The sequence below is a fragment of the Streptomyces sp. NPDC020965 genome (genome assembly GCF_044333555.1).
Taxonomy (GTDB): Bacteria; Actinomycetota; Actinomycetes; order Streptomycetales; family Streptomycetaceae; genus Streptomyces.
In genome coordinates this window covers 444,839-457,421 of record NZ_JBIRRE010000002.1, presented here as the reverse complement: position 1 = coordinate 457,421, position 12,583 = coordinate 444,839, and the positions used below count along the sequence as shown (strand labels likewise).

The 12,583-nt window shown below is 71.6% G+C and carries 13 protein-coding genes; 6 read left to right on the top strand and 7 right to left on the bottom strand.

Going from position 1 to position 12,583, the window contains the following annotated elements; genetic code table 11:
* Positions 1 to 254: 254 nt before the first annotated feature.
* Positions 255 to 1,220, bottom strand: coding sequence for a biotin--[acetyl-CoA-carboxylase] ligase (locus ACH4S7_RS08940; RefSeq protein ID WP_398520416.1), 966 nt, complete (start codon positions 1,218 to 1,220; stop codon positions 255 to 257).
* A gap of 199 nt (positions 1,221 to 1,419) precedes the next feature.
* Here ACH4S7_RS08940 and ACH4S7_RS08935 point away from each other — a divergent pair, with 199 nt between their 5' ends.
* Together ACH4S7_RS08935 and ACH4S7_RS08930 are read left to right on the top strand one after the other, a co-directional pair.
* Positions 1,420 to 3,003, top strand: coding sequence for an acyl-CoA carboxylase subunit beta (locus ACH4S7_RS08935; RefSeq protein WP_398520415.1), 1,584 nt, complete (start codon positions 1,420 to 1,422; stop codon positions 3,001 to 3,003).
* 87 nt (positions 3,004 to 3,090) lie between these two features.
* On the top strand, positions 3,091 to 3,297 hold the full coding sequence (locus ACH4S7_RS08930) for an acyl-CoA carboxylase epsilon subunit (RefSeq protein WP_398520414.1): 207 nt from the start codon (positions 3,091 to 3,093) through the stop codon (positions 3,295 to 3,297).
* A 117-nt stretch (positions 3,298 to 3,414) separates the two neighbouring features.
* Here the strand turns inward: ACH4S7_RS08930 and ACH4S7_RS08925 are convergent, their stop codons facing one another.
* Genes ACH4S7_RS08925 through ACH4S7_RS08910 form a run of 4 tightly spaced genes read right to left on the bottom strand, consistent with a single transcriptional unit; the run spans position 3,415 to position 6,544 of the window.
* Positions 3,415 to 4,164, bottom strand: coding sequence for an ABC transporter ATP-binding protein (locus tag ACH4S7_RS08925; RefSeq protein WP_398520413.1), 750 nt, complete (start codon positions 4,162 to 4,164; stop codon positions 3,415 to 3,417).
* Positions 4,164 to 4,814, bottom strand: a complete 651-nt coding sequence (locus tag ACH4S7_RS08920; RefSeq protein WP_398520412.1) for a hypothetical protein — start codon at positions 4,812 to 4,814, stop codon at positions 4,164 to 4,166. Before ACH4S7_RS08920 ends, ACH4S7_RS08925 begins: the two co-directional genes overlap by 1 nt.
* Positions 4,811 to 6,055, bottom strand: coding sequence for a hypothetical protein (locus ACH4S7_RS08915; protein WP_398520411.1), 1,245 nt, complete (start codon positions 6,053 to 6,055; stop codon positions 4,811 to 4,813). Before ACH4S7_RS08915 ends, ACH4S7_RS08920 begins: the two co-directional genes overlap by 4 nt.
* 42 nt (positions 6,056 to 6,097) lie before the next feature.
* Positions 6,098 to 6,544 carry a hypothetical protein gene (locus ACH4S7_RS08910; RefSeq protein ID WP_398520410.1) on the bottom strand — a complete coding sequence of 149 codons (447 nt, stop codon included), beginning with the start codon at positions 6,542 to 6,544 and terminating at the stop codon, positions 6,098 to 6,100.
* Between the two features lie 341 nt (positions 6,545 to 6,885).
* Between ACH4S7_RS08910 and mmpB the strand changes: the two genes are divergently transcribed.
* Together mmpB and ACH4S7_RS08900 are read left to right on the top strand one after the other, a co-directional pair.
* Complete coding sequence (mmpB, locus tag ACH4S7_RS08905) at positions 6,886 to 7,014, top strand: morphogenic membrane protein MmpB (protein WP_398520409.1); 129 nt, start codon at positions 6,886 to 6,888, stop codon at positions 7,012 to 7,014.
* A gap of 107 nt (positions 7,015 to 7,121) precedes the next feature.
* Entirely contained in the window at positions 7,122 to 7,727 is a 606-nt protein-coding gene (locus ACH4S7_RS08900; protein ID WP_398520408.1) for a Maf family protein, read from the top strand.
* Here ACH4S7_RS08900 and ACH4S7_RS08895 read toward each other — a convergent pair.
* Positions 7,708 to 8,145 (bottom strand): hypothetical protein, encoded by a 438-nt coding sequence (locus tag ACH4S7_RS08895; protein WP_398520407.1) that lies wholly within the window; start codon positions 8,143 to 8,145, stop codon positions 7,708 to 7,710. The two genes, ACH4S7_RS08900 and ACH4S7_RS08895, sit on opposite strands and share 20 nt — an antisense overlap.
* A gap of 484 nt (positions 8,146 to 8,629) precedes the next feature.
* Between ACH4S7_RS08895 and ACH4S7_RS08890 the strand changes: the two genes are divergently transcribed.
* Positions 8,630 to 10,384, top strand: a complete 1,755-nt coding sequence (locus ACH4S7_RS08890) for an acetyl/propionyl/methylcrotonyl-CoA carboxylase subunit alpha (protein WP_398520406.1) — start codon at positions 8,630 to 8,632, stop codon at positions 10,382 to 10,384.
* 148 nt (positions 10,385 to 10,532) lie between these two features.
* A complete protein-coding gene (locus ACH4S7_RS08885) occupies positions 10,533 to 11,153 on the top strand; it encodes a TetR/AcrR family transcriptional regulator (protein WP_398520405.1) in 621 nt (206 codons plus the stop codon).
* Positions 11,154 to 11,622: 469 nt separating this feature from the next.
* Here ACH4S7_RS08885 and ACH4S7_RS08880 read toward each other — a convergent pair whose 3' ends face one another.
* The gene (locus ACH4S7_RS08880; RefSeq protein WP_398520404.1) at positions 11,623 to 12,573 is read right to left on the bottom strand and encodes a DeoR/GlpR family DNA-binding transcription regulator; all 951 of its coding nucleotides are present in this window, start codon (positions 12,571 to 12,573) and stop codon (positions 11,623 to 11,625) included.
* Between the last annotated feature and the right edge of the window lie 10 nt (positions 12,574 to 12,583).

The window sequence follows — 12,583 nt, the reverse complement described above, 5'->3', positions numbered from 1 at the left end:
AGCCGCCCCGCCAGCGGAATCGCCGGCCTGGTTCACCGGCCCGCCGGACGGCGAACCGGACGAACCCGGCGACGGGGCGGACCCACCGGACGCACCCGCGCCGGAAGTGGTGTCGTCGACGGTCACCAGCCGCCTCCTGCCCGTTCCGTGCGCACTGCCCTGCCGATCTGTCGCTCGATCGCCTCAACGATACGGCAGGTGTGCCCTGGCTCACGTCCGAGTGGCTGTTCGGGTTCCCCCGGGATCGCCGTGGCTCAGTCGGCCGGCCTCAGATGAATGATGTCCCCTGCACCGATCGCCTGCCGCGCACCGCCCCCGGTCGTCAGCACCAGCCGCCCGTCGCCGTCCAGCGCCACCGCATCGCCGGTGACCGAACGGCCGCCCGGCAGGTCCGCCCGCACGGTCCGGCCCAGCGTCGCGCAGCCCGCCGCGTACGCCGCCTGGATCCCCGAGAGCCCCGGATCGCCGCCGGCCGCCCGCCACTCCCCGTACCACCGCTCCAGTGAGCGCAGCACGGCCCGTAGCAGGGGGTCACGGTCCGTGGAGATCGCGTCGGCGAGGACGAGCGAGCCCGCCGTGGGGACGGGCAGCTCGTCGGCGCGCAGCGTCACATTGATGCCGATGCCGACCACGATCCCCGCGTCGCCCACCCGCTCGGCGAGGATGCCCCCGGTCTTGCGTTCCTCGCCCGCCACGTTCACCAGCAGGTCATTGGGCCATTTGAGGGACAGGTCCACCCCCGCGGCCCGGCTCAGCCCGGTCGCCGCGGCGACGCCGGCGAGCAGCGGCAGCCAGCCCCAGCGCTCCACCGGGACGTCGGGGCCCGGCCGCAGGAGGACGGAGAGGAAGATCCCGGAGCGCGGCGGGGCGGTCCAGACCCGGTCCAGCCGGCCGCGCCCGGCCGTCTGCTCCTCGGCGACGAGCACCGCGCCCTCGGGGAGGGAGGTGGCGCGGGCGGCCAGATCGGAGTTGGTGGACCCGGTCGTGGGCACCAGGTCGAAGGAGCTCCACAGTCCGCCGGGCCGCAGCAGGGCCCGGCGCAGCCCCGTGGGGTTCAGCGGCGGCCGGTCCAGATCGGACCAGCGATTGCCCGGAGGACGGCCGGGCGCATCGCCCGCCGAGCCCCCCGCCGGGGGTGCCGGAGGGTTACCGCGCGCGCTGTCGGATGGATTGCCGAGTGGGTTCCCGGGCACATTCCCAGGCGCATTCCGTGACGTCATGCAAGCCAGGTTAGGTGTGGTAAACGCCGCACTGCCGAACCGTATCGCCGCCGATACGCTACGAATCAGTAGCTCGAAGGCGCAGCAGCTCAGCGGGTGTCCCCGGTCGGGACGCCCCCCGCCTTCCGCGCCCGCCCGTCAGCGAGATCCACCCGACAGCCGCCGTCGGCGGCTGACCAGCCAGGGGAGCCGCAGCCCGATGCCCGAGCCGGAACAGACCGACATCCACACCACCGCGGGGAAGATCGCCGATCTCCGGCGCCGGGTCGAGGAGGCCACCCACGCCGGCTCCGCACGCGCGGTGGAGAAGCAGCACGCCAAGGGCAAGCTGACGGCCCGCGAACGAGTCGATCTGCTGCTGGACGAGGGTTCGTTCGTCGAATTGGACGAATTCGCCCGGCACCGCTCCACCAGTTTCGGTCTGGAGCGGACCCGCCCGTACGGGGACGGCGTGGTCACGGGGTACGGCACGGTCGACGGCCGCCCGGTCGCGGTCTTCTCCCAGGACTTCACCGTCTTCGGCGGCGCGCTCGGCGAGGTCTACGGCCAGAAGATCATCAAGGTGATGGACTTCGCGTTGAAGACGGGCTGTCCGGTCGTCGGCATCAACGACTCCGGCGGCGCGCGCATCCAGGAAGGGGTGAGCGCGCTCGGCATGTACGGCGAGATCTTCCGCCGCAACACCCACGCCTCCGGGGTGATCCCGCAGATCTCGCTGGTCGTCGGGCCGTGCGCGGGCGGTGCCGTCTACTCCCCCGCGATCACCGACTTCACGGTGATGGTGGACCAGACCTCGCACATGTTCATCACGGGCCCGGACGTCATCAAGACGGTGACCGGTGAGGACGTGGGTTTCGAGGCGCTCGGCGGCGCCCGTACGCACAACAGCACGTCGGGCGTGGCCCATCACATGGCGGGGGACGAGAAGGACGCCATCGACTATGTGAAGTCGCTGCTCTCCTACCTCCCGTCGAACAATCTGTCCGAGCCGCCCGCCTTCCCCGAGGAGGCCGATCTCGCGCTCTCGGCCGCGGACCGCGAGCTGGACACGCTCGTCCCGGACAGCGCGAACCAGCCCTACGACGTGCACACGGTCATCGAGCACGTGCTGGACGAGGGCGAGTTCCTGGAGACCCAGTCGTTGTTCGCGCCGAACATCGTCACCGGGTTCGGGCGGGTCGAGGGCTTCCCGGTCGGGATCGTCGCCAATCAGCCGATGCAGTTCGCGGGCTGTCTGGACATCAACGCCTCGGAAAAGGCGGCCCGGTTCGTCCGCACCTGTGATGCCTTCAATGTCCCGGTGCTGACCTTCGTCGACGTCCCGGGCTTTCTGCCCGGGGTGGACCAGGAGTACGGCGGCATCATCCGGCGCGGCGCGAAACTGATCTACGCGTACGCCGAGGCGACCGTCCCGCTGATCACCGTCATCACCCGCAAGGCGTTCGGCGGGGCGTACGACGTGATGGGCTCCAAGCACCTGGGGGCCGATCTCAATCTCGCCTGGCCGACCGCGCAGATCGCGGTGATGGGCGCGCAGGGTGCGGTGAACATCCTGCACCGCCGCACCATCGCGGCGGCCGACGATCAGGAGGCGACCCGCGAACGGCTGATCCAGGAGTACGAGGACGCCCTGCTCAACCCGTACGCGGCGGCGGAGCGGGGCTATGTGGACGCGGTGATCATGCCGTCGGACACCCGGGCGCAGATCGTGCGCGGGCTGCGTCAGCTCCGGACGAAGCGGGAGAGCCTACCGCCGAAGAAGCACGGCAATATTCCGCTGTAGCGCCCCGTTGAACCCTGTACGTCTTATGCACCCCATGCGTCTCTCGCGCACCGCGGTCGCACCCGGCCCGTCAGGAAGGACAGGACGATGATCAAGGTCGTACGGGGCAATCCCACGCCCGAGGAGTTGGCCGCCGCACTGGCGGTGGTCCAGGCGCGGGCGGCGGCGACGGCCTCCACGGTGGAGGGCGCGGCGGCGCCGCCCGAGCAGTGGTCCGACCCGGCCAGGATCGCGCGCGCCCGCCGACAGGTGCCGGGGCCGCGGGCCTGGGCACGCACCTACTGGCCGTCTTAGGTCTGGACCGCGCCTGACCCGGGTCCGGGTGGCGGCAGTGGCGCCGGACCGGGCCCGGTCCGTATCCATGTCCATGTCCGGGTCCGTATCCATGTCCGCGTCGGCGTCCGCGTCCGTTCAGTGGCGGCGCTCCGGGCCGGTGAGCAGCGCAGTGTAGGCCGCCTCCGCCGCCCGGCCGGGTGGCGCCCCGCGCGGGCCGTGGGCGAGGAACGCCGGGACGTCCCCGGTCTGCCGGATCCGTCCCTCGATGAGCACGGTGACGTGATCGGCGTCCTCGGCCAGATCCGCCACATCGTGGGTGGACATGAGGATCCGCACCTCACCGGCGAGTTCACCGAGGGTGTCCCGGAAGACCCGCCGCTGGTGCGGGTCCATCCCGGCGGTCGGTTCATCGAGCAGCAGCACCCGGGCGCCGTGGACCAGGGCCGCCGCGACCCCCAGGCGCCGGAGCTGCCCGCCGGAGAGCCGGCCGGTCCGCTGCTCCGCCCGGTCGGTCAGCTCGACCCGCCGCAGCGATTCGAGCGCCCGGTCCCAGGCGTCGCGCCGGCTCATGCCCTTGAGCCAGCCGACGTAGGCGACGTACTCCCGGACGGTGAGGGCGGGCGCGGCGGTGATCGTCTGGGGCATCCAGGCGATGGCACGTCGGTACGCCTTGGTCGGTGCGGTGAGGCCGCCGAGGGTGATGTCGCCGGAGCGGGGCCGGGCGACGGCGGCGGCGAGCCGGAGCAGGGTGGACTTCCCGGCGCCGTTGGGACCCAGCAGGATCGTGAGACCTGGAGGCAGTTCGTAACTGAGGTCGGCGAGGACCGGTGGGCGGCGCCGGCGGTGGGAGTAGGAGTACGTACAGGAGCGGAAGCGCAGGGTCATCACGTCTTCCTCAGGGAGCGCGGTGAGCGGGATCGGGCGTGCGAAGCGGCGGGCCGCCGGGGCCGCCGCAGCGCGGGACGCAGTACGGCGGCGGTCCCGGCGGCGAGGACCAGCACCGCCGCCACGGCGGCCGGCCAGGAGTCCAGGGGTGGCCGGACCACGGTCCAGGGGTAGGGATCCCCGTCGGGACCCACGCCGACCAGGATGACCAGCATCAGCCAGCCGACCGGGGCCATCACGGCGGCGGGCCCCGCCACGGCCCGGACGCAGAGCGTGAGGCCGACCAGGAACGCGGTGTTCCGACCGGTGATGATCGCGTCCGGCTGCCCCAGCGCGGTGCCCGCGATCAAACCGATCAGCGCCGCGAGGCCGGCGACGGCGAGCACGAGCAGGGAGTCCAGCACGGCGACGGGCCGGATACCGGAGGTCTCGGGCGCGTCCAGCCGAGAATCGAGGACCGCCATGAGACCCGAGGTGACCGGGATCGGGGCGAAGGTCATCAGCACCACATCACCACCACCGCTCAAGAGGGACGGCAGACCGATCACGCTGTTGCGCACGACGATCACGAAGAGCAGGAATACGGTCAGGGTCAGCGGCAGCAAGGTGTGGCCGCGCCGGGCCTTGAACCACCACTTCATCCCCGTCACCCACCCTTTCCGCACCCCTCGGCGAGACTCTCGCGGAACCATTGCGCCTGCTGCTCTCTCGGCAGGGCGTTGACACGGTCGATTTCCCGCTCGGCCCGCCGCGCGGAAGAGGTCGTCCCACGGTGACCGATCTCCTCGCCGGTCACTCGCGCCACCCATGCCCGGACCGCGTGACGGGTCACCGGATCGGGCCGTCCGCAGGTGAATCGCACCGAGGCGAGGGCCAGTTGATACCGGGAGTTCCCGCGGTTCGCGATCGCGGTCAGCGGAATGTGCCAACGGGATTCGGTGGACGACACCGGGAATCGCCCGTCATTCATGCTGTCGGTAATCACATCGGGCGCGTAAGCCACACCGGCCACCCGGAAATCGGCGAGCACCGAGACCAGTTCGGCACGCGTTTCGGGCAGCCGACTCGCGGTCACCCGGGGCATACAGACCCGGGGTTCCTCGCCGGCACAGCGCACCGGCGCCGACGCCGTCACCAGGGGCGGATTGAAATCCCAGGTGCGCACCATCGCCCACGACCCCGCGACGGCGGCGAGCGACGCCACCAGGGCCACCGCCACCCGCGGCAGCACCGGCCGCCAGGGCAGCCACAACAGCCACAGGGCCGCCGCGATACCGCCGGTGAGCGAGAGATGGGGTACGAGGGAGAGGACGCTGGCCCGCTCGCCGAACATCAGCGTGGTCGGGTACTGCCCGAACAGATGGCGCACCCAGGTCGGTTCGACGGTCCAGGAGAAGGTCACCAGGATCAGCACGAACACACTCATGAGCGGCGCCGTGATCAACGGGGGTGTCCGCAGCCCGACCCCGAAGCCGATGCTCGCGTGCGCGGCGCAGAGCAGCAGGGCCATGAGTAGCGGGAGCAGGCTCGCCGGGGTCGGGGGCACGCCGCTGACCAGCAGGGCCGCGGCGACCGGCAACACCAGCATCAGCCAGCTCAGCAGCAGCACCGGTAGCAGGGCGGACCCGGCGACCCGGAACCGGGACCGACCGGGGGCCAGCCGCCACAGCCCGGTCGCCCGCAGTCTGCCGCTCTCCCACACACCGAGCCCCGACGCGACGGCGTAGGCGAAGCCGTAGATCATCCCGAGCGCGTCGGAGACGGCGGTGGGCGCGTGGCCGAGCCCGTCGTCGGCGTAGTCGTTGGTGCCGTAGTAGAAGAAGACGAGCACCAGCGCGAAGGGCAGGACGCGCAGGGCGCCGCTGCCCCGGATCCGTGTGGAGAGTTTCATCGGGTGTTGGTGTGCCGTCCCCTGCGTGCCGCCGTCTTCGTCCTACTCCGCCGCGGTGGTGTCGACCGAGTACCTGGCGACGTCGATGGTTTCGTACGCCGTCGAGTTGATGTCCACGATCCTGACGTAATAGCCGTCCTGCCGCGGCAGGTTGCGCCACTCCCCCACACTGATGGCGCTAGCGGATTCAAAGCATTTGGTGAATTTCCGCGAGCCGTACCCCGGATCGGGGAAGAAATCCTTGTCCTTGTAGTACCGCACGGTGACGCTCTCCGGCAGCCCGGCGACCGATGGTGCGTCGCACCCCTTGAACCAGAGCTTCGAATACTGCTCGTCGGACCAGCGGGTGGACTCCCACCCCTCGCGCCCATTGCTGATCCTCTTGTTGGTCGGCGGGTCCACGGCGAACACCGCCGCCGCCGAGCCGAGCACGAATAACGAAACCAGGGCGCCGACCGAAGCGGTCCGCCCGTTGCCCATTGTCTTCATTTCCTGCTCCCCCTTATGCCCTTCGCGTGGTGCGGTCATGCCCTTCGCACGGTGCGATCACACGCGAAAGGCGATTCCCCGGCAGAGTTAACCAAATTACTCACCCATCACATGATCGTCAATGGATACCCGTCCGGAATATGCCATCGGCCTAAACCGAAAGGTAATCCATCAATTCGGCACCCAAAGAATGCAGAATAAGAAATCAATCGATCAGAACGCGGCCGGGGGGCGGGGTGGACCCCCAGCGGTGCGCGACACTCCGGCGCGACGCGCGTCACGTCACGGTTGAGTACCCGTACTCAGGCGCCGGCCCGGACCGGGACCGCACCATCGGAGACATGCTGTGGTCGGACCCCGAGAACGAGCCCCCCGAGGAACTGCGCGAGACCCAGGCGATGATGCGCCGCGCGGGTCTGGTGCTGGCCCTCGCCATCGTGCTCGTCATGCTCGTGGTCAGCCTGCTCTGAACGGCCCGCCCCCGGCCGGCCAGGGACCGACCGGGGACCCCCCGCACCGGGCGCGCTGGCGGACCGAAGGGGGGCGGGCCCGCGCGGGGCGCGCCTACCATGGCCGCATGACCGTGCCAGCCCCCCGCCTCGTCCTCGCCTCCGCCTCTCCCGCCCGGCTCAATCTGCTGCGCCAGGCGGGCTTCGCCCCCGAGGTGATCGTCAGCGGCGTCGACGAGGACGCCCTGACCGCCCCGACCCCCGCCGAACTGGCCCTGGTGCTCGCCGAGGCCAAGGCCGCCGTCGTCGCCGCCCGCCCCGACGCCGCCGGCGCGCTGGTCATCGGCTGCGACTCGGTGCTGGAGCTGGACGGTGAGGCGCTCGGCAAGCCCGCCGACGCGGAGGAGGCCACGGCCCGCTGGAAGTCGATGCGCGGACGGTCGGGCATCCTCAGGACCGGACACTGCGTCACCGACACCACCACCGGCCGCATCGCGTCGGCGACCGCGTCCACGACGGTCCACTTCGGGGAGCCGACGGACGCGGAGATCGCCGCGTATGTGGCGAGTGGTGAACCCCTGCACGTGGCGGGCGCGTTCACGCTGGACGGCCGCTCGGCGCCGTTCATCGAGGGCATCGAGGGTGACCACGGCAATGTCATCGGCCTCTCGCTGCCACTGCTGCGCCGGCTGCTGGCGGAGCTGGACCGCTCGGTCACGGAGCTGTGGACCTGAGCCGTCGCGCGCCGGAGACCGGCCCGGCCTCCGCCCCGTACGCCAGCAACACCCAGACGATCAGACCCAGCGCCACCATCAGGAAGCCGAAGACCCCCCACCCCACCAGTCCCGCGGCCACCACACCCAGCACTCCGTGCACCACCGCCGCGCTGATCAACAGCGCCCGCGCGTAGCGCCCTGGTGCACGGCCCCGCGCACCGGCCCGCAGGGTCACCACGGCGCACGCCCCCAGATAGAGGCCGAGGACACCGCCCAGCGCCCAGGTGGCGACGGCCGTCGTACCGGGATCGAGACCGTCCAGGGACATGCTCTGGCCGTCCACGAAGGTGGCGAGAATGCCGTTGATCACCACGATCCCCACGGCCTCCGTCAGCAGCACGATCGCGGCCAGCACGGCCACGGGCCTGCGCGCCACAGCGCCTCCCACCCTTGGTTACCGCTAGTACGCACGGACGACAGCGCGCACGCTACTCATGGGTAATCCGTGGGACAAGGGTCCGTGCCCACCCGACCCGACCGCCCCCGCGCTCCCGGCCCGACCACCCGGCCCGACCACCCGGCCCGCATGGTGCGCACGCTGCGCGCACTCGGTCCGATCCCCCCGCACGCCCGGTCCGAGCGTCCGGCACGCTCGGTCCGACCGCAAAGAATCAATCTCCCGTTCGTAGGTTCCCCACAAAGAAACACGTCCGGCCGCTGGGCTCCCGGACAGAGACCTGCGCCACACAACAGGGCTACTGTGCGGGATGGAAACCCGTCGTACCGTGGTGCGACAAGGGATTTCGCGACTTGCGCGAGCCTCGAATCACGCTCCGTGTGGGCAAGCTCACCAATGGGGACGGGTCGAAAGGCCGTGTCGGCAGTCCCTAAACTCAGCTTGTTTCAAGGAGGGAGCCATCGTGCGCAAGGTGCTCATCGCCAACCGTGGCGAAATCGCTGTCCGCGTTGCCCGTGCCTGCCGGGATGCCGGGATCGCGAGCGTAGCCGTCTACGCCGACCCGGACCGGGACGCCCCGCATGTCCGCGCCGCCGACGAAGCGTTCGCCCTGGGCGGTGACACGCCGGCCGCCAGCTATCTGGACATGGCCAAGGTCCTCCAGGCCGCGAAGGATTCGGGCGCGGACGCCATCCACCCCGGATACGGCTTCCTCTCCGAGAACGCCGAATTCGCCCAAGCCGTCCTGGATGCCGGACTGACCTGGATCGGCCCGCCGCCGTCCGCGATCCGGGACCTCGGTGACAAGGTCGCCGCCCGGCACATCGCGCAGCGCGCCGGCGCCCCGCTGGTCGCCGGCACCCCCGACCCGGTCTCCGGTGCCGACGAGGTCGTCGCCTTCGCCAAGGAGAACGGCCTCCCCATCGCCATCAAGGCCGCGTTCGGCGGTGGCGGCCGGGGTCTGAAGGTCGCCCGCACCCTGGACGAGGTGCCGGAGCTGTACGACTCCGCCGTCCGGGAGGCCGTCGCCGCCTTCGGCCGGGGCGAGTGCTTCGTCGAGCGCTATCTCGACCGCCCCCGCCATGTGGAGACCCAGTGCCTGGCCGACCAGCACGGCAATGTCGTCGTCGTCTCCACCCGTGACTGTTCCCTCCAGCGCCGCCACCAGAAGCTGGTGGAGGAGGCGCCCGCGCCGTTCCTGTCGGACGAGCAGAACGCCGAGCTGTACGCCGCGTCCAAGGCCATCCTCAAAGAGGCCGGCTATGTCGGCGCCGGCACGGTCGAGTTCCTCGTCGGCACCGACGGCACGATCTCCTTCCTGGAGGTCAACACCCGCCTCCAGGTGGAACACCCGGTCACCGAGGAGGTGACCGGCATCGACCTCGTACGCGAGATGTTCCGGATCGCCGACGGTGAGGAACTGGGCTACGGCGACCCCGCCATACGCGGTCATTCCTTCGAGTTCCGGATCAACGGCGAGGACCCGGGGCGCAACTTCCTGCCCGCACCGGGCACGGTGACCACCTTCGCCCCGCCGAGCGGCCCCGGCGTCCGGCTGGACGCGGGAGTGGAGTCCGGCTCGGTCATCGGCCCCGCCTGGGACTCGCTGCTCGCCAAGCTGATCGTCACCGGCGCCACCCGCGAGCAGGCCCTCCAGCGGGCCGCCCGCGCGCTCGGCGAGTTCACGATCGAGGGCATGGCCACGGCCATCCCGTTCCACCGCGCGGTCGTCACCGACCCGGCGTTCACCAGTGACCCGTTCCGGGTCCACACCCGGTGGATCGAGACCGAGTTCGTCAACGAGATCCCCGCGTTCGCCGCGCCCGCCGAGGCGGACCCGGAGGACGAGCCGGGCCGCGAGACGGTCGTCGTCGAGGTCGGCGGCAAGAGACTGGAGGTCTCGCTGCCGTCGTCGCTGGGCATGTCGCTGGCCCGTACCGGCCTCGCCGCCGGTGCCCGGCCGAAGCGCCGCGCCGCGAAGAAGTCCGCCTCCGCCGCGTCCGGCGACACCCTCGCCTCTCCGATGCAGGGCACGATCGTGAAGGTGGCGGTCGAGGAGGGCCAGGTGGTCCAGGAGGGCGACCTCGTCGTCGTCCTGGAGGCCATGAAGATGGAGCAGCCGCTGAACGCGCACCGCGCGGGCACCATCAAGGGCCTGAACGCCGAGGTCGGCGCCTCGCTCTCGTCCGGCGCCAGCATCTGCGAGATCAAGGACTGACGTTCACCCGCCCGGGCCCGTCCCCCGGAGCCGTCAAGGCCCGGGGACGGGCCCCGGCGCGTTCCGGTGGCACGGTCCGGAGCGGGGCTGTCGGTGCCCGGTGGCATCCTGGAGACCCCGGCCGGGGGGACCCAGGAAGGACGGCGTGATGGCGACGAGTACGGCGGCGGGCACGGTACGACCCATGCGGGCCGACGCCCGGCGCAATTACGCACGGCTCCTCACCGAGGCCCGCACCGTCTTCGCCGAACAGGGCACCGACGCGTCCCTGGAGGAGATCGCCCGCCGCTCGGGCGTCGGCATCGGCACGCTCTACCGCCACTTCCCCAACCGCCAGGCCATGGTGAACGCGGTCTTCCAGGAAGGGGCGGGCGCCCTGCTGGAGCGCTCCCGCGAGCTGGCGCGCGCGGAGCGGCCGTGCGCGGCGCTGATGGAGTGGCTGCGCGCCCTCATCACTCACGCGGGTGAGTACCGGGGCGTCTCCCGGGCGCTGATGTCGGCCTCACAGGACCGGAGTTCGGCGCTGTGGCCGTGCTGTGTGCCGCTGTACGAGGCGGGGGACCTGCTGCTGGCGCGGGCGCGGGAGGCCGGGGCGGTGCGCGATGAGGTGGCGATCGGCGATCTGATGCAACTGACGAACGCGATAGCGCTGGCCTCCGAGCAGACCCCGGACGACCCGGATCTGCCGGACCGGCTGCTGAATCTCACCCTGCGGGGCCTGCGCCCGGACCTCCGGCCGGCCCCGGAGCACCCCGCGCCCCACACCTGATCCCGGGCACCCCCACCTGACCCCGCGCTCCCGCGCCGGGACGGGGAGTGGCCGGCGCCTCGGCCTCCGTACGTACGACCTTCGCGGGCCCCGGGCCGGCGCGCGGAGAGTCGGGCACCGGCACGGCGCGGTCGGGGATGCGCGTCACTCGACACCACCATGGCCCCGGGCCGTACAAAGCCCCCTCAGGGGTGCCTGACGGGGCGCCAAGGCCCCAGGAAGCCCCGGACGCCTCAAGGCCGGGGCCCAGCGGGCGCCGAAGGCCGCTGGGGCCCTCCACCCCCTGTCGGGGGCCTCGGATGCGATCGGTCACCGCGCCCCGCCCCGGCCCACCGCGCCCCGCAGCGACCGGCCTCGGCCAAGCGCGATCCGCTGCCCGGCCCCGACCCGCCACGATCAGCCGCCGCGGCCAACCGCGACCCGCTGTGACCTGCTGCGGTCCGCCGTGACCCGCTGTGTCCCGCCGTGATCAGCGACGGCGGAGGTCGGCGACTCTCGCGTTCCGCTCCACCGCGCCGGGCTCCAGTCCGCCCGCCGCGCTCAGCCGCTGCGGCCCGCCGCCGCGCGTGCGGCGCTGGCCCGGGAGCGGCATATCGCGGCGTGGTGGCCGGCCCGGAGCCGCGTCGGTCTCGGCGGCGCCCGACCCCGCGACGGTGATCTGCACGCCCTGGTCGGCGAGCGCCTGGAGCTCGGTCGCCGCGCGGTCGTCGAGCGTCGGAGGTTCGTCCGTCACCAGCCGGGTGATCACATCGGTCGGTACGGTCTGGAACATGGTGTCGGCGCCGAGCTTGGTGTGATCGGCGAGGACCACGACCTCCGCCGCGGCCTGCACCAGCGCCCGGTCGACGCTGGCGGAGAGCATGTTGGAGGTGGAGAGCCCACGCTCGGCGGTGAGGCCACTGCCGGAGAGGAAGGCCCGGGAGACTCGCAGGCCCTGGAGCGACTGCTCGGCCCCGCTGCCCACGAGCGCGTAGTTGGAGCCGCGGAGGGTGCCCCCGGTCATGACGACCTCGACGCGATTGGCGTGCGCGAGCGCCTGCGCGACCAGCAGGGAGTTGGTGACCACCGTCAGTCCCGGCACCCGCGCGAGCCGACGGGCCAGCTCCTGCGTGGTGGTGCCGGCGCCGACGACAATCGCCTCGCCCTCATTGACGAGACCCGCGGCGAGGTCGGCGATGGCGGTCTTCTCGGCGGTGGCGGACAGGGACTTCTGCGGAAAGCCGGACTCCCGCGTGAAACCGCCCGGCAGTACCGCACCGCCGTGGCGGCGGTCGAGGAGTCCTTCGGCCTCCAGCGCCCGCACGTCCCGCCGTACGGTCACTTCGGAGGTCTGGACGACGCGGGCGAGCTCACGGAGCGACACGGCTCCGTTGGCGCGCACCATTTCAAGGATCAATTGGCGACGTTCTGCAGCGAACACGAAACTGACA